Source organism: Protofrankia sp. BMG5.30 (assembly GCF_001983005.1).
GTDB classification, from domain to species: Bacteria; Actinomycetota; Actinomycetes; order Frankiales; family Frankiaceae; genus Protofrankia; species Protofrankia coriariae.
Genome location: NZ_MOME01000039.1, coordinates 29,249 through 54,700 on the forward strand (window position 1 = coordinate 29,249; position 25,452 = coordinate 54,700).

A 25,452-nucleotide genomic window follows, 5' to 3' on the forward strand; every position below is an offset into this window, starting at 1 on the left:
CTCGCCGCCCCGCGCCTCGCCGCCCCGCACAAGGTGGGCCACGATGAGCACCGGCACGTACACCCAACTGCTCGACCTGGCCTGCGGAGTGTTCCTGCTCGCCGCCGTGCTGGTGCTGTGGCGCCGCGAACTGACCGCGCTCGTGCGCCTGTTCGCCGTCCAGGGGGTGGTGCTGGCCGCCATCGCCGCCCTGTCCGGCATCCACGAGCACCGGTTCGAGCTGCTGGCCGTGGCCGTCGGGATCCTGGTGCTGCGCGCCGGGGTGCTGCCGTACCTGATGCGGCGGGTGCTGGCCGCCAGCGGGGAGACCCGGGAGACCGAGCCGCTGGTCAACGTGGCGGCCTCGCTGCTGACCGCCGCGGCGCTGACCCTGCTCGCCTACGCCGCGTCCCGCCCGCTGGTGGAGCTGGCGCCCAGCCCGGCGACCCGGGCCCTGCCGGTCGGCCTGGCCGTGGTCCTCATCGGCTTCTTCACCCTGGTCACCCGGCGCCGCGCACTCGCCCAGGCGGTCGGGTTCCTGCTACTGGACAACGGCATCACCGCCATGGCCTTCCTGGCCACCTCCGGCGTGCCGCTCATCGTCGAACTCGGGGTCTCCTTCGACGTGCTGCTCGCCGTCCTGGTCCTGCAGATCCTCACGACCCGGATACACGCCACCTTCGGCGGGACCGACATCGACGACCTGCGGGAGCTGCACGACTGATGACCTTCGCCGCCACAGCATCCGCCGCGGTATCCGTCGGCACGGCATCCGTCGGCACGACCTTTGCCGCCTCGGCACCCGCCGGCACCACATCCGTCGCCGCCACGCTGCTGCTGACCGCCCCGGTCGCGGTCGCGCTGGCCACCGCGGCCGGCTACGCCGTGCTCGGCTGGCGGCCGGCCACCGCGTGGGCGGGTCTTGTCTCCCCCGCCACGATCCTGGGCTGCGCGATCGTGCTGGCCGTCCGCGTCCCCGGGCACGGGCCGGTCACCGGCTACGGCGGGCTGGCCCGCGCCGACGCCCTGTCCGCGTGGATCCTGCTGGTCATCGGCGCGGTCGCGGTCCTCGCCTGCGCGGCCGGCCCCGCCTACCTGGCGGCGGAGAACGCCGCCGGGCACACCGACGCCCGCGGCGCGCGCCGCTACGGCATCCTGGTGCACGCGTTCCTGGCCGCGATGGCCGTCGCCGTCCTGGTGGCCAACCTCGGGGTGCTGTGGGTCGCCATCGAGGCCACCACCATCGTCACCGCCTTCCTCGTCGGCCACCGGCGGACCCGCGCCTCGGTCGAAGCCGCCTGGAAGTACGTCGTCATCTGCTCCGCCGGGATCGCCCTGGCCTTCCTGGGCACCATCCTGATCTACTACGCCGCCCGGCAGGCCGGCATCGCGGAAGCCTCCGCCCTGGACTGGCCGGTGCTCGTCGCGAGGGCGCACGAGCTGGATCCGGCCGTCACCCGGATGGGGATCGCCCTGGTCATCCTGGGGTTCGGCGCCAAGGCCGGGCTGGTGCCGCTGCACGCCTGGCTGCCCGACGCGCACAGCCAGGCCCCGGCGCCGGTGTCGGCGCTGATGTCCGGGGTGCTGCTGGCGGTGTCCTTCACCGCGATCCTGCGCTACAAGGTGATCGCGGACGTGGCGCTGGGCCCCGGGTTCGCCCGCACCCTGCTGGCCGGTGCCGCCGTGCTCACCCTCGCCCTGGCCGCCGCCCTGYTGCTCGGGCAACGTGACTACAAGCGCATGCTCGCCTACTCCAGCATGGAGCACATGAGCCTGATCGCGCTCGGCGCCGCCGCCGGCAGCCGGCTGGCGGCCTCCGCGGTGCTGCTGCACATCGCCGGCCACGGGCTGGCCAAGAGCGTCGCGTTCTGCTCCAGCGGGCACATCCTGCACCTGCGGCACACCACCCGCATCGGCCGGGTGCGCGGCCTGCTGGGCCAGGCGCCGGTCCTCGCCGCCGCGTTCGGCCTGGCTGTGCTGGCGCTGCTCGGCTTCCCGCCGTTCAGCCTGTTCGCCTCCGAGCTGGCCATCGCCCGCGCCGGTCTCACCGGGCCCGCGGGGCTGGGCTGGGCCACCGCCGCCGCGCTGGTGCTGGTGCTGGCCGCGTTCGCGGCGATGACCGCCCGCACCGCCCACATGCTGCTGGGGCCCGCCCCCGGCCGGGACGGCGACACCACCGCCGCTGTGCCGGCCGAGGGCGGCGGCGGTGGTGTCGCTGTGCCGGTACGGTTCGGTGCCGCGGTGTGGGCGCCACTGGCCGTCGGGCTGCTGGCCTGCGCCGCCCTGGGCGTCAGCGACGTCCCCCTGAGCAGCCTGCTGTCCACCGCCGCCGCGATCACCGGAGGGCCCTGACACCCATGTGCCCCGACCCGACCTCCCGCACCGACCAGCCTCGTCCCGGCCCACGCCACGCCGGCCGGGACGTGATCGACACCGGGGTCACCGAGCTGCCCCGGCGGGTCCGCGAGATGCTGGCCGACGGCCACCGTCTCGCCCTGGTCGCGGCCCACCACGACGGCGCCGACGCCCCGGGCGGCCCGGCCATCCGGGTGGTGTACCTGTTCGTCAAGGGCCCGCCCGACTCCCGCGTCGAACTGCACGTCCGCCTCGATCCGGACACCCCGGCGCTGCCGAGCCTCGCTCATCTGTCCTTCCCCGCCGGCCGGTTCGAGCGCGAGATGCGTGACCTGCACGGCATCGTCCCGCTGAACCATCCACTGCCCCGCCGGCTGGTGCGTCACCCGCACTGGCCCCGCGGCTGGTATCCGATGCGGCCCGACGCCAGCCCCCCGCCGCCGTTCGCCGAGCCCGAGGGCCCCTTCCCGTTCCTGACCGTCGAAGGCGACGGCGTCTACGAGATCCCGGTCGGGCCCGTCCACGCCGGTCTGATCGAACCCGGCCACTTCCGCTTCTCCGTCGTCGGCGAGACCATCCTCAAGCTCAAGGCCCGGCTGTGGTTCGTCCACAAGGGCATCGAGAAGCTCTTCGAACAGCGGGACGTGGCGCAGGGGCTGCCGCTGGCCGAGCGGATCAGCGGGGACACCGCTGTCGGCCACGCGCTGGCCTACTGCCTCGCCGTCGAGGAGGCCACCGCCACCACCGTCCCCGAACCGGCCCGGCGCGCCCGGGCGCTCCTGCTCGAGCTCGAACGGCTGCACAACCACGTCGCCGACCTCGGCGCGCTGTGCAACGACGTCGGTCACGGCATCCTCAACGCCCAGGCCCAGCGCGTCCGCGAACAGCTGCTGCGCCTCAACCAGGAGGTCACCGGGCACCGTCTGCTGCGCGGGGGCGTCATCCCCGGCGGCGCCGCCGTCCGTGCCCTGCCGGATCCGGCCCGCATCCGCGCGATCGGTGACGACATCCGCGACATCGTCGCCCTCGCCCTCGGCCACAGCACCGTACGTGACCGTTTCACCGGCGCCGCCCGCCTCGACAGCCGGGCCGCCCGCGACCTGGGCTGCCTGGGCTACGTCGCCCGGGCCAGCGGCGTACGGGTGGACGCCCGGCAGGCCCATCCGTTCCTCGACTACGGCGACGCCCTCACCGTCCCTGTGCACACCAGCGGTGACGTCCTGGCCCGTTTCCTCATCCGGGCGGAGGAGATCGACGTCTCCCTGGCCCTCGTCGAGAAGCTCGCCGAGGGCCTCACCCCCGGCGTCACGCGCGCCGAGCTCGGGCCCGCTTCCGGGCCTGGCCGGGACGACATCCCCGGCCGGGCTGGTCCGCTCCTGGAGCCCGGTTCGGAAGCGGACCCCGGCTCGGACCTGGGCCCCACCGGCCCGCTCTCTGGCCCCGGTTCAGGTGTGGGCCCCGGCCCGGACGTGGGCCCGGACGTGGGTATCGGTTCGGGGACAGGCCCCGCTTCGGGGGTGGGCATCGTCGAGGGCTGGCGCGGCACCATCACCACCCGCGTCGAGCTCGCCCCCGACCGCGCCCTGGCCCGGGTGAAGGTCGTCRACCCGTCCTTCTTCAACTGGCCCGCCCTGCCCATCGCCCTGGCGGACACCATCGTCCCCGACTTCCCCCTGACCAACAAAAGCTTCAACCTCTCCTACGCCGGCAACGACCTGTGACCCCGCGCCGCCGTCCGGAGGCCGCTCAAGCAGCCGCGCAACGGACGACGGCATTCAAGCGTTTCCGCAGGCCACGAGCCCCATCCGGAAAAACACCGACCAAGATTCCCCCGTATCCCGAAACGGGATACGGGAACAAAAATCGATCATGTTAATGAGGGCACAAGTGGCTGCCCCAGCAACCACTTACGTACTCGTTCCGGTGCGGGAGTGTGGCGGGGGGCGGATCCTTCGGCATACCCGCGATCGTCGGGGCGAGCGGTGAAGGCGTCGGCTCGGCTCGAGCGGCTGCGCGAAGGCAGCGGTGGTCAGCCGGCCGGGGCGGGGTGGCTACGGCCGGTCTGCATTCGCTGGCTGGGTGGCCAGGAGGTCGAGCAGGTCGACGGTGACCTCGTGCAGGCTCGGGCGGACGGTCAGCTCGGCGGCCAGCGGATGGGCCGTCGATGCCGTCACGGAAGGTAGCGACGGGACGAAGATCGTCGGGCAGCCGGCGTCGAGGCCGGCCCGGGCCCCGGCCTCGCTGTCCTCCAGGACCACGCAGCGGGCCGGGTCGGCCCCGAGCAGCCGCGTCGCTGTCAGGTACGGCTCCGGATGCGGCTTGCGCCGGCTCACCTCGTCCCCGGCGACCGTCACCGCGAACCGGTCGGCGCCAACCGCGGCCAGCACCGGATCCATCAGGACCCGGAACGACGACGACACCAGGGCGGCCGCGATCCCGGCGGCGGCCAGCGCGTCCAGCAGCGCCACGGCGCCGGGCATGGGGACGATCCGCTCGGACTCGCCGAAGAGCTCGGCGGTCCGTTCGATCAGGAAACGGGCGGCGGCGTGCGGGTCGGCGTCGGGCACCCCGAGCATCGACAGCATCAGCGGCAGGGCGGTGTCCACGCCGTGACCGATCATCGCGGCCTTGATCTCAGGGGTGAAGCGGGCGCCCAGGCTGGCCGCCAGCTCGTGCTCGGCCACCGTCCACAACGGCTCGGTGTCGACGAGCAGCCCGTCCATGTCGAACAGAACGGCGGCGACACCGCCGCGCCCCCGCGGCCCGCGCCCCTGCAGCCCACCGTCGCCTGCGGGGCCCACCGGCACCGTGTCGTCACCAGGGCCGTGAGCATCGAACAAGGCCGCGCCCGCGGGACGCACCGGCCGCTGGTTGTCACCGGGCCTGTGGGCACCAGGCAGGACCGCGTCCACGGGATGCACCAGGGCCTGCTCTCCTCGGGCGGGCCGGCTCCCTGACAACGGCCGGGTCTCTCCCAGCCAACCAGGCTCGGCGTCATCGACGCCAGAACACGTGACGCGGATCATCCTGACCCAGGCCGCCTCGCAGATCTCTACCGGACTCCCAGAACGACCGTTCATGGGAGTCCTTTCAGCGCAGGGTGGGAACAGCCCGGATCTGTGACAGGCCGGGACGGGAGAGGGAGTCTGTTGTCTGGCAGGCCCGGTCGGCGGCGGTAAGCAGACCGGTGAGCTCGGCCGCCATTGTCAGGGGAAGGAGTGGCGCTGCCGCGGTGGTGAAGGTGCGGAAGTACGGCATCTGCTCGCGGAAGGGGCCGCGTGCCTGCCAGAAGGTGTCCGGGTCGTCGGCGCGGGCCGCCCGGCGCAGCACCGACCCGAACGCGACGATCTTGTCTGCGGTGATGGCCAGCAGAGCCGGCATGTCGGCGGCGGCGAGCCGGTGGACACGGTCGAGCGTCTGTTCGCGGCTGGTATGTGGGTTGCGCATGGCGTGATGTTCGGTTTCCAGTACGCGGATGATCCGGAGGGTGTCCGCGCCGAGCAGGGACGTCACCAGCGGGTCGAGTTGGTCGGGTGGGGCCAGTTCGGGGCGTCGTGCAGGAGGACCGCGGCCAGCAGCGCGGGCGGGGCAGCCGGATGATGCCGGCCGAGTACGACCGTGACGCGGACCGCGTGGGCGAGTGCCGGGGCGCCGTCGATGCTGTGACCGGAGCACCAGCGCCGGGCAAGCTGTAGCGCGCTGGTAACGGTGGGATGGCGCGGTGGGAACAATATGGTCATGACCGGATCTCCCGAGCGGCCGGCCGATGATGCTCTGATCTGTGTGACCTGCCCGTCCCGGGTCCTGCCCCGCGGGCGGTTCGATGTCGCCGCAGGCCCCGACCCCCGCCGGCACACACTCGACCGGGCGGCCGGTTATCAGGTGGATCAGGCCAGCGGGGTTGCGGTCTGCGTGCATCCCCACAAGGTTGGTCTGCCCGCCGGGGCCTACGCCAGCGAGGGCGCCACGGTGCCGGCCGGCACCCCGGCTGCCGTCGAGACGGGGGACGGGTGGGACGACCCGGACCTTGTTGACCGTCTGCTCGACGCCGCCGGGCCGGATGTGGTGGACATGCGGCGGGCGCTCGTCGCTGAGACGCCCGCCGCGGCCCGGCAGAGATTCCCGCGGCTGCGGGCGGTGTTCCGGCGCCGGTCAGCCCGGTAGTGCCGGCTCCGGGACGTCGAAGGTGATGCGGTGGGCGCGGCCGCCGGGATTGATGCCGACGGAGGCGTACAGGCCGTTGAGGATCGTGTGCCGTCGGGCGGTTTCCTGTGCGCCGATCCAGTACCGGCGGTTGGGTTCACCCCAGCCGGCGGCCTGGTAGCACGCGTCGGTGTAGCAGCCCGGTTCGTAGTCGAACTGTTCCTGGTCGGTCATGTGGACCAGGTCGAGCGCGAGGCTGCGTTGCATGCGGGAGATGAGAGTGTGCTGGGCGAGGACGGCGTGGACCATCTCGTCCACCGGGGCCGCGACAGCAAGCTCGGCGGCGGCCTCGTTGCCGCCGGTGAGGGTGAAGACTGTTGTTTTCAGGGCCAGGGTGCGGATGGCTTCGTCGAACAGCGGCGGGCCGTCGAGCGTCAGGTCCCATTCGGTGATGATCGGGTAGCCCGTGAACGTCGCCCAGCACTYGGGATAGAGCAGGGCTGCTTCCTTCAGCCGCAGGAATTCGGGGTAGTTCCGGATCTGCCTGATGATCTCTGTGGTGCGGTGGCCGACATCCTCGGGAGCGGGCGCGGTGACGGTCATGACGGTCCCTTTCCGTGGATGGGTGGGTGCACGCGCCGGCCCGCGGCCCTGCCCATGGCTGACGGGGGTGGGCGTGGGACGGGCCGGCGCGCGTCGGACAGGCCCCCGCCCTGCTCACCAGGCACGGTCGGCGGGGGCCTGGTCTTCAGGTCCCCGGCCGGGACGGGTGGAACGGGAAGGCGACCGGGATCACTCGGCCATCCAGCCCGTGGCTTTCCGCGTGGTGGTCGGCGGCGGCCACGCTGGGGAACGGCATGCGGACTTCGACCGGCCGCTGATCCGGTCCGTAGACCACGACGGCGTACAGCACRTGTCCGCGGGAACACCGGGCCGAGGCCGGGTCTGGATCGTGCAGGTCCCGGTTCGTGGCACGACATTCCCGTTCGTGAATCGGCTGCGTGGCCGGCCGGTTATCGTGCCGACACGAGTACGACACAACGTGCCGGCGGGGTAACAACAGGACGTGACAGATCGCCACGCCGTACGGAGTTACGGGGTAGCAGGCGGCTGTTACCCCCGCTGGATGCCGGGAGGCGCGCCGATGGGTGAAGGCGGAGCGAAGCGGGAGCTGGCCAGCCGCATCCGGGAACTACGACTGGCCGCCAGCCTTTCCCAGAAGCAGCTCGCTGACCGGGTGGGCTTCGAGCGCGGCTACGTCTGCCAGGCCGAATCGGCGCGGGGAGTGCCGTCGGAAAATCTCGTCTACGCCCTCGACCGGGCATTGGACGCAGCCGGGGAACTGCGTACCCTGCGTGAACAGGCCCGGCGAGAGCAGCAGGCACGCCGCTACGGCCTGCCCAACCCGCGGGAGGTGACGGACACGGACCGGCGAGAGTTCGTCCAGTCAGGGGCGCTGGCCGCGGCCGCGGGTATGGCGGCCGACGTGTCACGGCTGATCGCCTCGGTGGATCCCGACCCGCTGACCATGGAAGAGATGGAAGCCGACGTCGACCGCATCGCGGCCACATACATGACCACACCTCACCAGGTCCTGACACCACGGGTGCTGGACGGGTGGCGTGAGGCGGAAAAAGCGCTGGCCGGACGGGTCAGCCTGGCCTTTCCGTAAGCGGGTGACGGTACTCGCGGGCCAGTACAGCTACTACCTGGCCCGGTTGGCGTTCAACACCGGCGACGACATCGCGGCCCGCCGGTTCGCGGTGCTGTCCTCCCAGTACGCCGACGACGTCGGCGATTCGCTGCTGACCGGAGCAGCGGCGGGACTGCGCTCGTCGATCGCCTACTACGGCGGCCGGTTCCACCTGGCCGCCGACCTGGCCGCGCAGGCACGGCCGTCCGCGCACCCGTACCTGCGGGCCCGGCTGGCCGCCTATGAAGCCCGCGCCCGAGCCACGGCCGGCGACGTCGGCGGCGCCCAGACCGCACTCACAGCGATGGCCAACAGCCTGTTCGACTCGGCGCCGATGTTCGGTGAACCCCCGTTCGACGCCGAAGCCGTCGCCGGGTTCACCGCGGTCGTCGCCGGACGGCTCGGCGACGGGGAACGCGCCGAGACGCACGCCCGGCAGTCCATCGCCATCCTGGACGCCCGCGGCGGCGGCTACCCGGAGGACTACGGCAACACTCTCGCAGCGCTGTCCGTCGCGCTGCTGGCACGTCCGCGTCCGGAGCCGGAGGAAGCCGCGGCGGTCGCGATGCGCGCGCTGGACGTCGTTGCCGCGTTCCCGACCCGTACGGTCGTGCAGCGGGCCCGGGACCTCTCCGGCCTGTTCGCCGACCACCGCGAGCTGTGCCCCCGGTGGCGGACTTCCGGGAACGGCTCGCGGCCGAGGCGCCGCGGCTGATGCTGACCGCTGGCGCATGACCCTGCACTTCGGTCAGCCGACGACCGTCACCATCCCCACAGTCATCACCGACCGGCTGATCCTGCGCTGCTGGCAACCGGAAGACGTCGGCCCGTACACCGCGATGGCGGCACATCCGGACATGTCCCGCTACACCGGCAGCCCCCGCGACCGGGAAGCCGTCTGGGACATGGAAGCGGCCCTGACCGGCCACTGGCATCTGTGCGGGTTCGGCATGTGGGCCGCGGAAGACCGGTCGAGCGGCGAGTTCGTCGGCCGTGCCGGGCTGTACCGGCCGGAGGGCTGGCCCGGCATCGAAGCCGCCTGGACGATCCGCCGGGACCGGTGGGGGCAGGGGCTGGCGACCGAAGCCGTCTCCCTGATCCACCCGGACAACGCCGCGTCGATCCGGGTTGCCGCCAAGCTCGGCCTGACCGACGCACACCGCACCTTCCGCGGCGACGCCGTCTACGTCGCTGCCCGGCGTACGTGGACGTCCCGCATCGGGTAGGTAAGGCCCAGCACGGCCGGGATCAGGTGGCGAAGTACTTGGCTTCGGGGTGGTGGGCGATGATGGCTGAGGTGGACTGTTCCGGGACGAGCTGGAACTCCTCGGAGAGCTCCACACCGACCCGGCCCGGCGTCAGCAGCTCGAACACCCCGACCTGCTGCTCAAGGTCGGGGCAGGCGGGGTAGCCGAAGGAGTAGCGGGAGCCGCGGTAGCCCTGGCGGAAAACCGCGGCCAGTTCGTCGGCGTCGGCGGCGCCGGTGGGGGTGCCGTCCGGCAGGAGCAGTTCGGCGCGGATCCGCTTGTGCCAGTATTCGGTGAGCGCCTCGGTGAGCTGCACGGACAGCCCGTGTAGCTCCAGGTACTCCCGGTAGGAGTTGGCGGCGAACAGCTCGGCGGTGACCTCGCTGATCCGCCGGCCCATCGTGACGATCATGAACGGTACGACGTCGACCTGGCCGGACTCCTCCGACCGGTAGAAGTCGGCCAGGCACAGCCGGCGGTCCCGGCGCTGGCGCGGGAAGGTGAACCGGGCCCGCTCCGCGCCGTCCCCGGACAGGACGATCAGATCCTCACCCTTGCTCACGCAGGGGAAGTAGCCGTAGACGACGGCCGCCTCCAGCATCCGCTCGGAGGCGATGCGGTCGAGCCACATCCGCAGCCGCGGCCGCCCCTCGGTCTCCACCAGCTCCTCGTAGGAGGGCCCCTCGCCGCCGCGGGCGCCGCGCAGCCCCCACTGGCCGAGGAAGGTCGCCCGTTCGTCCAGGTAGGACGCGTAGTCGGCCAGCGGGATGCCCTTGACGATCCGGTCCCCCCAGAACGGCGGGGTGGGCACCGGGTTGCCGGTGGCCACGTCCGAGCGCGGCGGCGTCTCGGCGGGGGGCTGCCCGGCGCGCTCCTCGACCCGGGCGGCGGCCCGCACGGCCTTGATCCGCTCGGTGCGCTCCCGGCGGGCGCGGCGCTGCGCGGTGCGCGGGTCGTCGGCCAGCGGCGGGGCCTGCCCGCGCTTGGCGGCCATGACCGCGTCCATGAGCGCGAGCCCTTMGAAGGCGTCCCGGGCGTAGCGGACGTCGCCCTGGTAGAGCTCGGCGAGGTCCCCCTCGACGTAGGCGCGGGTGAGCGCGGCGCCGCCGAGCAGCACCGGCCAGGTGGCGGCCACCCCGCGGGTGTTCATCTCCGCGAGGTTCTCCTTCATGACCACGGTCGACTTGACCARCAGCCCCGACATGCCGATCGCGTCGGCGTCGTGCTCCGTCGCCGCGGCCAGGATCGTGCCGATCGGCTGTTTGATCCCGAGGTTGACGACGGTGTAGCCGTTGTTGGACAGGATGATGTCGACGAGGTTCTTGCCGATGTCGTGGACGTCGCCCTTGACCGTGGCGAGCACCAGGGTGCCCTTGCCGCGGCTGTCGGTGCGCTCCATGTGCGGTTCGAGGTAGGCGACGGCGGCCTTCATGACCTCGGCGGACTGCAGCACGAACGGCAGCTGCATCTGCCCGGAGCCGAACAGGTCACCGACGACCTTCATGCCGTCCAGCAGGGTGTCGTTGATGATCGCCAGCGGGTCGCGGGAGCGCATCGCCTCGTCGAGGTCGGCCTCCAGGCCGGTGCGTTCCCCGTCGACGATCCGCCGCTTGAGGCGTTCGTCCAGCGGCAGGGCGGCCAGTTGCTGCGCCCGGGTCGGCCCGCCGGCGCTGCCGTCCACACCCTCGAACAGCTCCAGGAAGCGGGTCAGCGGGTCGTAGCCGTCGCGGCGGCGGTCGTGGACGAGGTCGAGGGCGACCTCGCGCTGCTCGTCCGGGATACGCGCGGTCGGCAGAATCTTCGACGCGTGGACGATGGCCGCGTCCAGCCCGGCGGCGACGCACTCGGCCAGGAACACCGAGTTGAGCACCACCCGGGCCGCGGGCTTGAGCCCGAAGGAGATGTTGGACAGCCCGAGGATGGTCTGGACGTCGGGACGCCGGCGTTTGATCTCGCGGATGGCCTCGATGGTGGCCACCCCGTCGCCGCGGGACTCCTCCTGGCCGGTGCCGAGGGTGAAGGTGAGCGTGTCGACGAAGATGTCGGCCGTGCGCATCCCCCACCGGTCGACGAGATAGTCGATCGTCCGTTCGGCGATCTGTACCTTGCGCTCGACGGTGCGGGCCTGGCCCTCCTCGTCGATGCACATCACCACGACGGCGGCGCCGTGCTCGACGATGGCCGGCATCACCCGGGCGATCCGGGAGTCCGGCCCGTCGCCGTCCTCGAAGTTGACCGAGTTGACCACCGAGCGTCCGCCGAGGCACTCCAGGCCGGCCTCGATGACCGGCGGTTCGGTGGAGTCGAGCATGACCGGCAGCGTGGAGGCGGTCGCGTAGCGGCTGGCGACCTCGCGCATGTCGACGGTGCCGTCCCGGCCGACGTAGTCCACACACACGTCGATCATGTGGGCGCCCTCGCGGGTGGCGGTACGGGCGATCTCGACGACGTCGTCCCAGCGGCTGTCGATCAGCGCGTCGCGGAACGCCCTGGACCCGTTGGTGTTGGTGCGTTCCCCGACCATCAGGACCGAGGTGTCCTGCCGGAACGGCACGGACTGGTAGAGCGAGGCCGCGGCGGCCGGCGGCTCGGCTTCGGCGATGGCCCCGGCCGCCGCCGAGGAGCCCGTCCGGGCGGCGGCCGGGCGGCGGGTGGGCACGCCCCGGCCGGCGACCCGCTCCACGACCTGGCGCAGATGCTCGGGGGTGGTGCCGCAGCAGCCGCCGACGAGCACCGCGCCGTAGTCGCGGGTGAAGGCGTCCTGGGCGTCGGCGAGCTCCGCCGGGGTCAGCGGATAGGTGGCGCCGTCCCTGCCCAGCTCGGGCAGGCCGGCGTTCGGCATGACCGACAGTCCGACCCGGGCCTGCTGGGACAGGTAGCGCAGGTGCTCGCTCATCTCGGCCGGGCCGGTGGCGCAGTTCAGGCCGATCAGGTCGATACCGAGCGGCTCCAGCGCCGTGAGCGCCGCGCCGGTCTCCGAGCCGAGCAGCATCGTGCCGGTCAGCTCCACGGTGACCTGCGCGATCAGGGCCACCCGCCGGCCGGCCTCGGCCATCGCGCGGCGTGCCCCGATGATCGCCGCCTTGGCCTGCAGGAGGTCCTGGGCGGTCTCGATCAGGATGGCGTCGACGCCGCCGGCGAGCAGGCCGGCGGCCTGCCGCTGGTAGGCGTCCCGCAGCGGCCGGTAGGTGATGTGGCCGAGGCTGGGTAGCTTGGTGCCGGGGCCCACCGAACCGAGGACGAAGCGGGGCTGGCCGGGTCGGCTCCAGAAGTCGGCAGCCTCACGGGCTATCCGGGCGCCCGCTTCGGCCAGTTCCCCGATACGGTCGGCGATGCCGTACTCTCCAAGATTGGCGAGGTTAGCCCCGAACGTGTTTGTCTCGACTGCGTCACACCCGACAGCGAAGTAGGCGTCGTGGACAGCTCGTACCACGTCTGGACGCGTCACGTTCAGGATCTCGTTACAGCCTTCGTGCCCGTCGAAGTCGTCGAGTGTCAGGCTGGCGGCCTGCAGCATCGTTCCCATGGCGCCGTCGGCCACCACGACGCGCTCGGCCAGGACGGACAGCAGATCTCCTCGCACGTCCGAAGCGTACCGGTAGCATCACCGCCGCCCACGGTCGCAGCTTGTGCTCGCCACTGGGTTCGCCCTGCTTACGGGCCTTCCGGCCGGCAATATTTTCGTCAACTGGACGGTGGAGCGGGACGGGCCGGGGCGGTCTCGCGGCATTTCTCCGACAGTGGGTCACAAGGATCCGCCGGCACGCACGAACGTAGGACGTACCGTTGCACTGTCACAGGGGCAGTGAACCGCCAGGGGGCGGCAGGAGGTGGCAGGTGATCGAGTTCTCCGATGTCGGTCAGCTACGGTCGCCGATCGTAGTGGCTGCCTTCGAAGGCTGGAACGATGCCGCGGACGCGTYGTCCGCGGCCGTCGAGCATCTGGAGTCGACGTTCGACGCGAGAGTCGTCGGCGCCATCGATCCGGACGACTACTACGACTTCCAGGTGAACCGGCCGACGGTGAGCGGGACAGGCGATGCCCGTAAGATCGCCTGGCCGACGACCCGGCTGTCGGTGGCGAGTCCGACCAGCGGCGACAGCGACCTGATCCTCATCCGTGGTCTTGAGCCGAACATGCGCTGGCGCAGCTTCACCGACGAGCTGATCGAGGCCGTGCACGCCCTGGGCGGCGAGACGGTGGTCAGTCTCGGCGCGCTGCTCGCGGACTCGCCGCACACCCGCCCGGTGCCGATCAACGGCACCGCCGGGGACGCCGGCACCGCCGCCCGTTTCCGGCTGGACGCGTCGAAGTACGAGGGTCCGACCGGCATCGTCGGGGTTTTCGCGGACGCGTGTACCCGCGCCGGGCTGGCGTCGGTGTCCTTCTGGGCCGCGGTCCCTCACTATGTGGCGAACCCACCCTGCCCGAAGGCGACGCTGGCGCTGCTGCGCCGGGTCGAGGACCTGCTCGACATCGAGATCCCCCTCGATGACCTGCCCGAGCGGGCCCGGGCCTGGGAACGCCAGGTGGACGAGCTTGCCGCCGGTGACACCGAGGTCGCCGAGTACGTCCGTGCGCTCGAGTCGAGGGAGCCGGAGACCGAGTTGCCGGAGGCCAGTGGGGACGCGATCGCCCGCGAATTTGAACGGTACCTGCGCCGTCGCGGGCGGTAGTCACCCAATCCCTGATCTGATCTTCGAACACCCTGCTCGAATGTGATATACGACACAGGGCCTCCCCGTCGCCCGTCATGGCACTCCACCGCCCGACGGCCGCCGTTGCTCGGCGGCTACTCCTCGACGACCTCGGCGTCGATGATGTCCTCGTCGTCACGGTAACGCGAGGAGCCACCGGCCGCCTTCGCCGCCCGGGCGAAAAAGCTCGTATCCGCAAAGCTCGTAGCAGCGTTTGTATCGGTGCTCGCGGCAGTGACTTTCTGCTCCGAGTCTATCACCGTCTGCGCGGATGTGGCCGCGTCCGGACGGTACGCCGTGGTCCGTTCACGCTCCTCGACGCCCGCGGGATCGCTTGCGCCCGCAGCGGCGGACGCGGCCCCGGCCCGGGCCAGCTCCGTGACCGCCCGGTCGATCTCCTCGTTGTTGACCAGGCTGCGCAGCCGCAGCAGCGCGCCGAGCACCTCGCCCTGCTGGTGGCGCAACGTCTCCAGGTTGCCGGACAGCCGCGCGATCTGCGTCTCGACGTCGGCGTGCCGCTGCCGGGCCTGAAGCCGGGACTGCTCGACCGCGTCGAAGAGCAGCTTGTCCGCCTGCTCACGCGCCCTGCGCACGATGGGATGGTTGGCGGCGGAGTCCTCGACGACCTCCTGAAGGGCCCGTTCCGCGATGCCGCGGGCACCCGCGACGATCTCGTCGGCCTCCTGCTGCGCGATGGCCAGCATGATGCCGATCCGTCCACCCGCCTGCGCCGCGGACCTGTCGGGCAGTTGGGACTCGGCGTCCCGACGGAGGCGTTCGCTCTCCAGCGCCRCCTCGGCCGCGGCCGCCCGGGCCGTCACCTGGCCCGCGTACCGCCACAGCGTGTCCAGGTACTCCTCGACCTGCTGGGGGTCGTAGCCCCGCGCCACCTCGTCGAATGTCGGCCGTTCGCCGAATGCCGGTCGTTCGCCGTAGGTTCCAGCGTCTGCCCGCTGGTAGTGGGCGCCCATCAACGTGAACATCCTCCAGGCACGACAGGGTCAAGGTACAAACCGGTCAAGGTACAACCGGGTCAAGGTCCACCCCGAGTAGCGAGTCGATGATGGCACGCGCCAGTCCGGGAGCCTCAGGGTCCTGCCCGCCCACGGTCAGCGCCGTGGCCGCCCAACGGTCGACCGCGGCGAGCGCACCCGGAGCGTCAAGATCGTCTGCGAGGTGCCGGCGGACGTCGTCGAGCAGTGGCCGGGCGTCGGGGGCACTCGCACCGGCGGTTGCCGCCTGCCAGCGGGCCAGCCGGTCACGGGCGGTGTCGATCGCGCCCGGCGTCCACTCCCACCCCACGGTGTGYCGGTGGTCGAGCAGGGCAAGCCGGATCGCCGCCGGCTGGACACCGCCGCGCAGCAGCCGGGAGACGAACTCCAGGTTCCCCCGCGACTTCGACATCTTGTGCCCACCGAGCGAAACCATGGCGGTGTGCACATAGGTGCGGGCGAACGGCCACACCCCACTGGCCACCTCGGCGTGGGCGACGCCGCACTCGTGGTGGGGAAACACCAGGTCGGTGCCGCCGCCCTGAATGTCGATGCTGTCCCCGAGATGCGCCAGGGCGATAGCGGCACATTCGATGTGCCAGCCCGGCCGGCCCGGCCCGAACGGGGAAGGCCATGAGGGTTCCCCGGCGCGTTCCGCCCGCCACAGCAGCGGATCGAGCGGATCCTCCTTGYCCACGCGCCGCGGATCACCACCGTTGYCCGCGGCCCGGGTGACCATTTCGGCATGGCTGAGGTGGGAGACCTCGCCGAAGCGGGGAGCCGCGCCGATCGGGAAATAGATGTCCTGTTCTACCGGATAGGCCGCGCCACGGTCGCGCAACTGCTCGATCAGTTCGATGACGAGGGGAATCGACTCGACCGCCCCGGCGTACACCGCGGGCGGAAGGATACGCAGCGCGGTCATGTCGGCGCGGAACAGCTCGGTCTGACTGCGGGCAATCTCCCGCCAGTCCAGGCTGTCCCGCCGGGCCCGCTCGAACAGCGGGTCGTCGACGTCGGTGACGTTCTGGACGTAGACGACGTCATGCCCGGCATCCAGCAGAACCCGGTACGCCAAGTCGTAGGTGAGATAGGTGAATGCATGCCCAAGATGCGTGGCATCATACGGGGTGATCCCGCAGACGTACATTCGGACTGTCTGCCCCGCGGCGAGTGGGCGCACGGCGCGGGTGGCCGTGTCGGAAACCCGGAGGGGTAATCCCCGGCCAGGCAGCCGGGAGCGGGAGGGAGCCGGCCAGGATTGCATACAGTCAGCGTAGCCGGACGCGCGGAACGCGCAGTCGCTTCGTGGGATCCGTGGGTCCGCGCTGGCCGGCCGGTTGGTCAGTTGGTCAGAAGGGCGGCCAGGGGATTGCCGGCCAGTCACCAGACGGCATCGGAAAACGGCGTTCGGTCAGCAGACGGCCCACTCGGGCCCGCAATCCGTTGATTTCCGCGTTGCTGAGAAGGTCCGCGAGCTCCGCCGCAAGCGGGCCGCCGAGAGCCTCCCGCAGGCAGCTGAGCAGTTCGACCTCGTCCGTGCGCAGGCGCTGTCCCCGCCACGTCCACAGCACTGTCCGCAGTTTGTTCTCGACGTGAAAGGTCACCCCGTGGTCGACGCCGTAGACGCGGCCGGACGGGGCGGGCAGCAGATGCCCTCCCTTACGGTCGGCATTGTTGATCACAGCGTCGAACAGGGCGATCGTCCGTAGCCGGGGATCATCGGAACGGGTGAGAGCGATCAGGTCGACGGTCTCGTCGACGTCGATCCACAGCTGGACCATGCCCGTCCCGAACGGGCCGCCCCGCAGCACCGTGGGCGGCACGATCCCCGTCCCGGTCTCCTCGGAGACCAGGTAGGCCGCGCGTTCACGGCCGGCCAGCGTCCCGTCGGGGAAGTCCCACAGCGCGCGTTCGCCGCGCACCGGCTTGTAGATACACCGGCCGTCGACCCCGTCCAGGCTGATCTCGCAGTACAGGGTGGTGTTGCTGGCCTCGAGCAGGCGTCCGGTGACGGTGATCTCGCCGTCCCGCAGCAGTGTGAGGGCATCGGACGCGTCGAGGCCCCCGGTGTCGGCCAGATCGGGTGCTGGCCCCGGCCGTCCAGGCGGGGTGACGTTGGAAGCGGGCTCGCTCACGCCACCCAGTCTGGACGGCCGGGCACGCGCCCGTCCCACCGTGTGGCCCACCCTGCTTATGGTTCGGCCTACGCCCCGCCGCCTACGACCGCGTCGCCCTTGTCGGCGGGGAACATCCACGGCGCTGGCAGCAGGTCGGCGACGGAACCACCCCGGTCGTTCACCCGGATCACGAACGGCCGCCGTTCGGTGTAGCGGATGATGGTCAGCGAGCAGGGGTCGATCAGTATCCGCTGGAACAGGTCGAGGTGGATGCCCATGGCGTCCGCGACGATCGCCTTGATGACGTCGCCGTGGGAGCAGGCCAGCCAGACCGCCGCCGGCCCCAGCCGGGCGTTCCAGTCCCGCACCGCGGTGACGGCCCGGTGCTGGGTGTCACGCAGCGCCTCGCCGCCGGGGCCGGGGAAGACCACCGCGCTGGGATGGTCCTGGACGGTCCGCCACAGCGGGTCGGCGGTCAGCACCTTCGTCTCCTGGCCGGTCCAGTCGCCGTAGTGGCACTCCCCCAGYCGGTCGTCGAGCGTGACGGCGTCCCACTCCCGCGTGCCCGAGCCCCCCTCGGCGTTGGTGCCGGTGCCAGGCCCGGCCCGGCTGGCGTCACCGTCCTGACCGTCCTGGGTGCCTTCGCCCTGGTCCGCGGCGGCCGCCCGCTGCCGCGCGACGATCGCCTCGGCGGTCTCCCGGCAGCGTTGCAGCGGGCTGGAGACGACGGCGGTGAGCGGGACGGACGCCAGCCGCCCGGCCAGCGCGCCGGCCTGCGCCCGGCCTCTGTCGTCGAGGCCGACACCCGGCGTCCAGCCGAGCAGGATGGAGCCGGTCACCGCGGTCAGCCCGTGGCGTACGAGCAGAACGGTGGTCACCGCGGCTGCCCGACGGTGCCCCGCACGACGATCCCTACCGCGATCTTTGCCGCGGCCTGCATGACGATCTGCACGATGCCCACCCGCGAGACGCTGTGTTGCCGGGACGAGTTCCCGGGACCTGCCCCCCGGGACCTGGTTCCCGGGATGATCGCCGTCATGGCGTGGCCGCGACCACTCCGGAAGCGACCAGAAGGAGTACCAGGCTACCCAGCGCCACCCGGTATGCGACGAACACCATCGTGCTGTGCCGAACTAGGAACTTCAACAGACCGGCTATGGAGGCGTACCCGACGGCGAAGGCGAGGATGGTCGCGATCACCGTGGCCCCGATGCCGGCGCCGCCGTCCTCGCCGATCTTGCGGAGCTCCAGCAGGCCGGAGAGCACCACGGCGGGGATCGACAGCAGGAAGGAGTAGCGCGCGGCCGCCTCCCGGGTGAGCCCGACCAGCAGCCCGGCGGTCATCGTCGACCCCGATCGGGACACCCCCGGGATGAGCGCGCACGCCTGGGCGCACCCGATGATGGCCGCATCCCGCGGCCCGATGTCGTCGACGTCGCGTTTGAGCGTGGCCTTCCGCTCGGCGTACAGCAGCGCCAGGCCCAGCAGGATCAGCGCCGCGCCGATCACCCACAGGTTGCGGGCACCCGTTTCGATCTGGTGCTGGAAGGCGAAGCCCACCAGCCCGATCGGGATCGTGCCCAGCCCGATGTACCAGCCGAGGCGGGAGTCGAGCGTACGGCGGATCTCCGGGTCCCGCAGGCCCCGCGCCCACGCCAGCGCGATCCGGCTCAGATCCCCGCGGAAGTAGATCAGGACCGCGGCCATGGTCCCGAGCTGGGTGACCGCGGTGAACGCCGCGCCGGGATCCTCCCAGTCGAAGAACGCCGGGACGATCCGCAGGTGAGCCGTACTGGAGATCGGCAGGAACTCCGTCAGCCCCTGCACGGTGCCCAGCACGACTGCTTCCAGGGCGTTCACTCCCGGTCTCCTCTGTGTGTGGCTCTGGTATACGGCACTACATGATCAACACTGGGCATGGTTGCCGTCACCGCGATCGGCACGACAGGGCCGGTGTCGATGATCGGAATACGAGCCGCCACCGCGAGACCTGCTCAGGGTAGCTGTCCCGACGCCACACGCCCGGCTGCCCGGATCTGTCGTGGCGGAGCCCGACGGGTCGCATCGACCTTAGCGGCACCTGCCCGCGGGCCTTCGTCCGAGGTTCCCCCGGGGGCAGGGGCCGTCGTTCCGCTGATCGTCCGTGGGTCCCCCGTCGCTCCCGCATCGGTCATCCGTCGGCCGCCACGCCGACGCCGGCACGGCCGGCAGGGACACCGGGACGGCCGGCGGGAAGAAAAGGATGGGAAGCGGGAAAGACGGGAAGGACGGGAACGAAGACGGCCAGGCAGGAGACAGGACAGGCAGGAAACATCCAGCATCGGACGTCACTGTCAGTAACTACTGGTGGCACGTCGGGATTCGGCGCGCAACGGCCGGTCCGTCGGCCGCTCTAGACTGCCGGCATGCCGGCCGAGACCATCTCCACCGACGCGCTACCCAGCCTGGCCAGCGACGGGGTACCAGCGGACGGCCCGGCGAACGGCACGGCCGTCGACCCGGCTGTGCTGTTCACGGCCTTCTGCGCTGCCGGGCTGTGGCCGGGTCTCGGCCGGACGACCGCGGCCCGCCTGCCCGACGCCGGGATCCGCACCCCGTCCGACGTGGACGCGACCCGGCTGGCGACCGTCCCCGGCGTCCCTCCCGCACGGGCCCGGCGGCTGGTGGAGTCCTTCTCCGCCGCCGGGGGCGCCTATGCCGCGGCCGAGCTGCTGATCCTGGCCGATCTGCCGGTCCGTCTGGTCCACCGGCTGGTCGACGAACTCGGGCCGGGGGTGGCCGACGCCCTGCGCGCCGATCCGTGGGCGTTGCTCGCCGCGGGCGAGGCGGAGCTCACCCAGGCCGACCGGCTGGCCCGGGCCATGGGTGCGCGCCGCGACGACGACCGCCGTGGCCCCGCGGTGGTCACGTACCTGCTGCGCCGGGCCGCGTCCCGCGTCGGGGACACGGCAGCGGAGGTGGGCCCGCTGCTGCAGGCCGCCGCCCGCGACGGGGTCGGGGACCCGGTGGCGGCGCTGGGCAGCGCCGTCGAGGACGGTCAGGTGGTCATCACCGGTGAGCTGGCCGCGCTCGAGCGGTACGCCACGGCGGAACAGACCCTGGCCGAGGGGGTCGCGCGGCTGCTGGCCCTCGCCGAGCCGCTGCGCCCCGGATCCGTCCGCCCCCGGCCGGCCACAGCGACCACAGCGACCCCAACGGGCGCGACACCGGCGCGTCGACCGGCCGCCGCCGACGATGACGATCTTCCTGGCATGTTCGACGCCCTGGACGACATCGACGGTCTCGATCTCGATGACGGCGAGGAGCCGGGCGGTCCCGCGGACGCCGCTGCCGGGGCGGCTTCCCCGGCAGCGGACGCGGACGGGCCCGAGGGGGCGGACGAGAACGATGAGGACGACGAGAACCTTGCCGCGGTCCTGGCCGGCCTGGACGAGACCCAGCTGCACGCCGCCCGCACCGCCCTCGACGCGGGCGTGAGCCTGCTCACCGGCGGGCCGGGGACGGGCAAGAGCCGGACGGTCGCCGCGGTCGTGCGGCTCGCCCGCGCCGCCGGCGCGCAGGTGGCCCTGGCGGCCCCGACCGGCCGGGCCGCCAAACGGCTGGAGGAGCTGTGCGAGTGGCCGGCGAGCACGCTGCACCGGCTGCTGCAGGCGCAGGGCACCTCCGGGACCTTCGCGCGCGACGCCGACAACCCGGTCGAGGCGGACCTCGTCGTGGTCGACGAGGTGTCCATGCTCGACGCCGAGCTCGCCGCGGCCCTCGTCGACGCCTGCGCGGACGGCACCCATCTGCTGCTCGTCGGGGACCCCGCGCAGCTGCCCAGCATCGGCCCGGGCCGGGTGCTGGCGGACCTGCTGGCGGCCGGGGTGGTGCCCGTGACCGAGCTGCGGCGCCTCTACCGGCAGTCCGAGGGCGGGGGGATCGCGACGCTGGCGACGGCCGTGCGCGCCGGTGAGCTGCCCCCGCCCCCGTCCGGACCGGACCGCGAGGTGGTGGTGGTGCCCACCCGCAGCACGGGCGAGGCGGCACACCGGGTCGTCCAACTGGTCACCGACTCCATCCCGCGGGCGCTGGGCATCCCGGTCGCGGACATCCAGGTGGTGACCCCCGTCCACGGCGGCCCCGCGGGGACGCAGGCGCTCAACGCCGCGCTCAAGCAGGCGCTCAACCCCGGTACCCGGGCGGGCGGCGGGTTCGACGTCGGGGACCGGGTGGTGGCCACCGCGAACCATCTCGACGACGGGTTCGCCAACGGCGAGATCGGCGTGGTGACCGCGGTCGGTGACAAGGGCGCGCTCACGGTGGCGTTTCCCGGCGGGGCGGTGGAGGTCCCGGGCGGGATCGTCGGGGACCTGCGGCACGGCTGGGCGGTCACGGTCCATCGGGCCCAGGGCAGCGAGTGGCCGGCGGTGGTGGCCGTGTTCCCGCCGGAGGCGGGCCGGATGCTGACCCGTCCGCTGATCTACACCGCGTTGACCCGGGCACGGCGGCATCTGTCGGTGGTGTCCGTCAACGGCCCGGCGCTGCGGGCCGCGGTGCACCGCTCCGGCGGCCGGCAGCGCGCCACCCTGCTGCCGGCCCTGCTCGCCCAGGAGATCCAGCCTGAGGCGGCCGACGAGGAGGGACGGCAGGCCGAAGCATGAGCCCATCCGAACTTTCCCCCGCCCCCGTGCGGGCCGCGGCCGATCAACCGGCCGACACCGACGATCGGCAGGCCGGCACTGTGAGTACCGTCTCGCTGGTGAGAGCCGACTTTTCCGGGGGCCCGGTGGCGGATCCGCCCGCGCCGGTGCCCCTCGCGCCGACAGCGGTGTCGGTCATGCCGGCCCCGGCCCCGGCCCCGGCCCCGTCACCGCCGCCGGCGGCGGTGACGGCGGCGGTGACGGAAACGGCGGTGGCGTCGAGCACGGCACCGGCGGTGGTACCGGCGGCAGAGGCGGTGGTGGCGTCCCCTCCGGAGGCGACGTGCGTCCCGCCGGCGGCCGGTCCCGGCGAGGCCGAGCGGCCGTCGACCGCACGCGACTGGGCGGCGCACGGGGAGCGCTGGCTGCGCCGGCTGCTGGTCGTCGGCACCATCGCCGCGATCGTGATCGGGGTCATCGCCCGCTTCGCGACCCCGAGCCATCTGTGGCTGGACGAGTCGCTGACGGTGGAGATCGCCCGCAGGCCGGTCGGCGGACTGCTCGACGCGCTGCGGCGGGACGGCTCACCGCCGCTGTACTACCTGTCGCTGCACGTGTGGATCTCGATGTTCGGGACGGGCGACGTCGCCGTCCGCGCGCTGTCGGGCATCCTGTCGCTGATCACCCTGCCGGTCGCCTGGATCGCCGGCCGCCGGGTCGGTCGGGCGGCGGCGATGTTCGGCAGCGGTGACGCCGACACCCCGCGCCGCACGGGCCTTGCCGCCCTGCTGCTGTTCGCCTGTTCGCCCTACGCGATCCGCTACGGCAGCGAGACCAGGATGTACTCGCTGGTCGTCCTGCTGGTCCTRCTGTTCGGGCTGGCCCTGGTGCGGGCGTTGGAGCGGCCGACCCGCCGCCGGCTGGTGGTGCTCACCGTGGCCACCTCGGCGCTGGTCTACACCCACTACTGGACGTTCCTGCTGCTCACCACGGTCGCGGTCTTCCTCGCGGTGCAGGCGCTGCGCCGGGTGAGCTACCGCCGTCCCGCGCTGTCGGCCCTGGCGGCGATGCTCGCCTCGGCGGTGCTGTTCGCGCCGTGGATGCCGTCCTTCCTGTTCCAGATGCTGCACACGGGCACGCCGTGGGCGGCCCGGGTGCAGGCGCAGGTGCTGCTGGACACGGTGTTCGACTGGGCCGGCCCGACCTCGACCGGCGCGCTRCTCGGGGTGGTCCTGCTCGGCGCGGCCCTGCTCGGCCTGACCGGGCGCCCGCAGGACGACGGGCTGCACATCGTCCCGACCGGGCGGGTGCCCGGCCGCTACCTGGTCGCGGTGTGGCTCATCCCGCTCGTCCTCGCCTACCTGGTCAACACCACCGGCGGCAGTGCGTACACGGAGCGTTACACCGGGATCTCGCTGCCGGCCTTCCTGCTGCTCGCCGCGCTCGGCATCGGCCTGCTGCCCGGCCGGGCGCGGGCCACGCTCCTGGTCGTCGTCTGCGTGACCGGGCTGTTCGGCGGCTGGCACATGGCCCGGCAGGAACGCACCCAGGCCGGGGAGATCGCGAGCCGGATCGCGGCGCTGGCCCGGCCGGGTGACGTGGTCGCCTACTGCCCCGACCAGCTGGGCCCGGCGGTGTACCGGGCCATCGAGCGCCGTGGCGACCTCGACGTCCGGCAGATCGTCTACGCCGACACCAGCGGGCCGGCGCTGGTCGACTGGGTCGACTACGCGGAACGGATGCGACGGGCCTCCGGCGCGGACTTCGCCGCCCGGGTGAACACGATGGCCGGGCCGGGTCACGCGGTGTTCCTGGTCCGGGCGGACGGCTACAAGACCCTGGAGGGGGCCTGCGCGGTCGTCTCCGACCAACTGGCCGCCCTGCGCGACCGCACCTTCCAGGTCGACCGTCGCATGGTCTACGAGGGCGCCTCGCTGGAACGGTTCTCCACCCTGCGCTGACCGGCCGGCCGCCGCCGCTGCTGGCGGCCCGGCGGCCGGGCCGCCAGCTCGTGGCCCGGCCGCCGGCAGCTCACCGTCATCACCAGCAGCGCCATCGGCAGCGTGTAGTGGTTGAAGTACGACTGCTTGTTCATGACGTCGAGGGTCAGCAGCACCACGGCGGCGCCCAGGCAGAACCCGGCCGCGTCCGCGCGCACCCGCCAGGCCAGCAGGTAGGCGCCGGCCAGCGCGAGCGGCATCGGGGCGAACCCGGTCGTGATCCCGGCGTGGACCAGCACGCCGGGGACGGACAGCGAGTCACCCCGGACGGGGTAGCCCAGGTTGGTCGTCACCGCGTCCGCCCAGAAGTCCGCCGGCCCGGCCAGCACCCAGGGGGCGACCAGCGCCGCCGCGGCGCCGGCCGCCACAAGCACCCGCCGGGGCCCGAACGCCGGCCACATCGCCGCGACCGGCAGCAGCAGCGCCAGATGCTGCTTGCTGGCCAGGGCCAGGGCGAACGTGACGACCGCCCAGCCCGGCCGGCCCGCGCGCACCGCCCGCACCATCCCGGCCAGACAGGCGATGAGCAGCGGTTCGGTCCAGGACTGCTGCAGCGCGTACATGGCGCCGGGGATGACGAGCACCATCAGCGGCAGCGCCGCCGGAACACCGGGATCCGGGACACTGGGATCCGAATCCGTGGTCCCGGCCCACGGGCTGGCCCCGCCACCCGGCGTGCCCGTGTCCCGCCGCGCCTGCCAGCCGGGGGCGGTCACGCCGGCGATCCGGCGGACCGTGACGGCGGCGAGCACCAGCGCGGCCAGCAGGCCGTAGCGGACGTCCCCGAACAGCAGATGGAACGGCGCGAGCAGCAGTGTCGTGCCGGGCAGGTAGGGGTAGACGTCGAACAGCCCGTACACCGGGTACTCGGCGCGGCTGGGCGCCCACTGCTGTCGGTACATGTCGTGGCCGTCGAACAGGCCGCCGGCGGAGACCTGTAACAGGTGGAAGACATCGATCCGGGGCTGCGGCGCCGCCATGATCATCGCGACGCCGGCGGCCACGACCAGGCCGGTCACCAGCCAGAAGCAGGCCGGGGAGGCGAGTCGGCGGGCCGTCCGCCAGCGGCTGTCCGGCGCTGGCGGACGGGCCCACACCAGGACCGCCCCGGCGGTGAGCAGCCCGGCGGCCACCCCGAGCACATCGGAGAGGTCCGCCCACCGTCCGGCCGCGTAGTAGCGGGGCCGCAGCGCCACGCCGGCCGCGAGCAGCCCGGCCAGCCCCGTCCACACGGCGGTGTGCCAGCGCCCGGCCCACCGCCGCGCCCGCTCGGCGGGGCCCGCGGCCAGCAGGACGGCGAACCAGCCGACGAGCACGAACAGCAGCTGCCACGGCCCCCGCCCGTCACCGGCGCCGATGCCCACCGCGACACCGCCCCAGCCGACCAGCAGCAGGGCCGTCGTCCCCCGATCCGGGTGGCCCGGGGACGCCCACCCGGGTGCGGCGGCCGGATCGTCCGTCCGGGCGGGTATGGGCGCTGCCATGACGTGCACCATGCCAGAGCGCGCGGCACCGGCGTGCGCACGGCCGTCGGCGGGTGGGGTACGGCCTGGCGGCGGGGCGAGAGCAGGCTGTCGCGGCCGGCTCGCCGTGGCCGTCAGGG

The 25,452-nt window shown here is 72.6% G+C and carries 22 protein-coding genes; 10 read left to right on the forward strand and 12 right to left on the reverse strand.

Annotated features, from left to right (window positions below; translation table 11 throughout):
* Nucleotides 1-43: 43 nt before the first annotated feature.
* From BL254_RS19220 to BL254_RS19230, 3 genes are read left to right on the forward strand one after another with little or no spacing between them, the layout of a single operon-like run.
* Nucleotides 44-703, forward strand: a complete 660-nt coding sequence (locus BL254_RS19220; protein WP_047223519.1) for a hypothetical protein — start codon at nt 44-46, stop codon at nt 701-703.
* Nucleotides 703-2,331 (forward strand): proton-conducting transporter membrane subunit, encoded by a 1,629-nt coding sequence (locus tag BL254_RS19225; RefSeq protein ID WP_083731206.1) that lies wholly within the window; start codon nt 703-705, stop codon nt 2,329-2,331. The genes BL254_RS19220 and BL254_RS19225 overlap by 1 nt, the downstream gene beginning before the upstream one ends.
* Before the next feature lie 5 nt (nt 2,332-2,336).
* Entirely contained in the window at nt 2,337-4,055 is a 1,719-nt protein-coding gene (locus tag BL254_RS19230; RefSeq protein ID WP_254858300.1) for an NADH-quinone oxidoreductase subunit C, read from the forward strand.
* A 330-nt stretch (nt 4,056-4,385) separates the two neighbouring features.
* Here the strand turns inward: BL254_RS19230 and BL254_RS19235 are convergent, their stop codons facing one another.
* The 3 genes from BL254_RS19235 to BL254_RS25315 form a co-directional block, all read right to left on the reverse strand.
* Nucleotides 4,386-5,255 carry an HAD family hydrolase gene (locus BL254_RS19235; protein ID WP_371390953.1) on the reverse strand — a complete coding sequence of 290 codons (870 nt, stop codon included), beginning with the start codon at nt 5,253-5,255 and terminating at the stop codon, nt 4,386-4,388.
* A 169-nt stretch (nt 5,256-5,424) separates the two neighbouring features.
* Nucleotides 5,425-5,847 carry a hypothetical protein gene (locus BL254_RS19240; protein WP_052914670.1) on the reverse strand — a complete coding sequence of 141 codons (423 nt, stop codon included), beginning with the start codon at nt 5,845-5,847 and terminating at the stop codon, nt 5,425-5,427.
* Nucleotides 5,844-6,074 (reverse strand): hypothetical protein, encoded by a 231-nt coding sequence (locus BL254_RS25315; RefSeq protein WP_083731208.1) that lies wholly within the window; start codon nt 6,072-6,074, stop codon nt 5,844-5,846. Before BL254_RS25315 ends, BL254_RS19240 begins: the two co-directional genes overlap by 4 nt.
* On the opposite strand from BL254_RS25315, the gene BL254_RS19245 reads away from it, so the two are divergent.
* Entirely contained in the window at nt 6,073-6,498 is a 426-nt protein-coding gene (locus BL254_RS19245; protein WP_076844404.1) for a hypothetical protein, read from the forward strand. The two genes, BL254_RS25315 and BL254_RS19245, sit on opposite strands and share 2 nt — an antisense overlap.
* Here the strand turns inward: BL254_RS19245 and BL254_RS19250 are convergent.
* Nucleotides 6,487-7,080 (reverse strand): hypothetical protein, encoded by a 594-nt coding sequence (locus BL254_RS19250; protein WP_076844406.1) that lies wholly within the window; start codon nt 7,078-7,080, stop codon nt 6,487-6,489. The two genes, BL254_RS19245 and BL254_RS19250, sit on opposite strands and share 12 nt — an antisense overlap.
* A gap of 541 nt (nt 7,081-7,621) precedes the next feature.
* Between BL254_RS19250 and BL254_RS19255 the strand changes: the two genes are divergently transcribed.
* The 3 genes from BL254_RS19255 to BL254_RS19265 are packed head-to-tail and all read left to right on the forward strand — an operon-like array spanning nt 7,622 to nt 9,396.
* Nucleotides 7,622-8,149 (forward strand): helix-turn-helix transcriptional regulator, encoded by a 528-nt coding sequence (locus BL254_RS19255; protein ID WP_052914668.1) that lies wholly within the window; start codon nt 7,622-7,624, stop codon nt 8,147-8,149.
* A gap of 4 nt (nt 8,150-8,153) precedes the next feature.
* Nucleotides 8,154-8,885: a hypothetical protein gene (locus BL254_RS19260; RefSeq protein WP_052914667.1), complete on the forward strand. Its 732-nt coding sequence runs from the start codon at nt 8,154-8,156 to the stop codon at nt 8,883-8,885.
* A gap of 16 nt (nt 8,886-8,901) precedes the next feature.
* Nucleotides 8,902-9,396 (forward strand): GNAT family N-acetyltransferase, encoded by a 495-nt coding sequence (locus tag BL254_RS19265; protein ID WP_047223515.1) that lies wholly within the window; start codon nt 8,902-8,904, stop codon nt 9,394-9,396.
* A gap of 22 nt (nt 9,397-9,418) precedes the next feature.
* Here the strand turns inward: BL254_RS19265 and metH are convergent, their stop codons facing one another.
* The gene (metH, locus tag BL254_RS19270) at nt 9,419-12,943 is read right to left on the reverse strand and encodes a methionine synthase (RefSeq protein ID WP_371390968.1); all 3,525 of its coding nucleotides are present in this window, start codon (nt 12,941-12,943) and stop codon (nt 9,419-9,421) included.
* 311 nt (nt 12,944-13,254) lie between these two features.
* Here metH and BL254_RS19275 point away from each other — a divergent pair, with 311 nt between their 5' ends.
* A complete protein-coding gene (locus BL254_RS19275) occupies nt 13,255-14,094 on the forward strand; it encodes a PAC2 family protein (RefSeq protein ID WP_076844410.1) in 840 nt (279 codons plus the stop codon).
* Nucleotides 14,095-14,210: 116 nt separating this feature from the next.
* Here the strand turns inward: BL254_RS19275 and BL254_RS19280 are convergent, their stop codons facing one another.
* The 6 genes from BL254_RS19280 to BL254_RS19300 form a co-directional block, all read right to left on the reverse strand.
* Nucleotides 14,211-15,086: a DivIVA domain-containing protein gene (locus BL254_RS19280; protein ID WP_076844412.1), complete on the reverse strand. Its 876-nt coding sequence runs from the start codon at nt 15,084-15,086 to the stop codon at nt 14,211-14,213.
* A gap of 46 nt (nt 15,087-15,132) precedes the next feature.
* Entirely contained in the window at nt 15,133-16,374 is a 1,242-nt protein-coding gene (gene mshC / locus BL254_RS19285) for a cysteine--1-D-myo-inosityl 2-amino-2-deoxy-alpha-D-glucopyranoside ligase (protein ID WP_076844414.1), read from the reverse strand.
* 85 nt (nt 16,375-16,459) lie between these two features.
* Complete coding sequence (locus BL254_RS19290; protein WP_047223513.1) at nt 16,460-17,245, reverse strand: SCO1664 family protein; 786 nt, start codon at nt 17,243-17,245, stop codon at nt 16,460-16,462.
* 68 nt (nt 17,246-17,313) lie between these two features.
* Nucleotides 17,314-18,105 (reverse strand): histidine phosphatase family protein, encoded by a 792-nt coding sequence (locus tag BL254_RS19295; RefSeq protein ID WP_047223512.1) that lies wholly within the window; start codon nt 18,103-18,105, stop codon nt 17,314-17,316.
* On the reverse strand, nt 18,102-18,266 hold the full coding sequence (locus tag BL254_RS27325; RefSeq protein WP_157180501.1) for a hypothetical protein: 165 nt from the start codon (nt 18,264-18,266) through the stop codon (nt 18,102-18,104). Before BL254_RS27325 ends, BL254_RS19295 begins: the two co-directional genes overlap by 4 nt.
* Nucleotides 18,263-19,087 (reverse strand): undecaprenyl-diphosphate phosphatase, encoded by an 825-nt coding sequence (locus BL254_RS19300; protein WP_047223511.1) that lies wholly within the window; start codon nt 19,085-19,087, stop codon nt 18,263-18,265. The genes BL254_RS27325 and BL254_RS19300 overlap by 4 nt, the downstream gene beginning before the upstream one ends.
* Before the next feature lie 545 nt (nt 19,088-19,632).
* Here BL254_RS19300 and BL254_RS19305 point away from each other — a divergent pair.
* Together BL254_RS19305 and BL254_RS19310 are read left to right on the forward strand one after the other, a co-directional pair.
* Entirely contained in the window at nt 19,633-21,870 is a 2,238-nt protein-coding gene (locus tag BL254_RS19305) for an AAA family ATPase (protein WP_047223510.1), read from the forward strand.
* Complete coding sequence (locus tag BL254_RS19310; protein WP_076844416.1) at nt 21,867-23,810, forward strand: glycosyltransferase family 39 protein; 1,944 nt, start codon at nt 21,867-21,869, stop codon at nt 23,808-23,810. Before BL254_RS19305 ends, BL254_RS19310 begins: the two co-directional genes overlap by 4 nt.
* On the opposite strand, the gene BL254_RS19315 is transcribed toward BL254_RS19310, so the two are convergent.
* Nucleotides 23,768-25,333, reverse strand: coding sequence for a glycosyltransferase 87 family protein (locus tag BL254_RS19315; protein WP_254858302.1), 1,566 nt, complete (start codon nt 25,331-25,333; stop codon nt 23,768-23,770). The two genes, BL254_RS19310 and BL254_RS19315, sit on opposite strands and share 43 nt — an antisense overlap.
* Between the last annotated feature and the right edge of the window lie 119 nt (nt 25,334-25,452).

Bases quoted from the DNA above. Each gene is read 5' to 3' on its own strand.
- BL254_RS19220 (WP_047223519.1), top strand. From the start codon at position 44: ATGAGCACCGGCACGTACACCCAACTGCTCGACCTGGCCTGCGGAGTG.
- BL254_RS19245 (WP_076844404.1), top strand. From the start codon at position 6,073: ATGACCGGATCTCCCGAGCGGCCGGCCGATGATGCTCTGATCTGTGTG.
- BL254_RS19265 (WP_047223515.1), top strand. From the start codon at position 8,902: ATGACCCTGCACTTCGGTCAGCCGACGACCGTCACCATCCCCACAGTC.
- BL254_RS19315 (WP_254858302.1), bottom strand. From the start codon at position 25,333: ATGGCAGCGCCCATACCCGCCCGGACGGACGATCCGGCCGCCGCACCC.
- BL254_RS19255 (WP_052914668.1), top strand. From the start codon at position 7,622: ATGGGTGAAGGCGGAGCGAAGCGGGAGCTGGCCAGCCGCATCCGGGAA.
- BL254_RS27325 (WP_157180501.1), bottom strand. From the start codon at position 18,266: ATGACGGCGATCATCCCGGGAACCAGGTCCCGGGGGGCAGGTCCCGGG.
- BL254_RS25315 (WP_083731208.1), bottom strand. From the start codon at position 6,074: ATGACCATATTGTTCCCACCGCGCCATCCCACCGTTACCAGCGCGCTA.
- BL254_RS19305 (WP_047223510.1), top strand. From the start codon at position 19,633: ATGCCGGCCGAGACCATCTCCACCGACGCGCTACCCAGCCTGGCCAGC.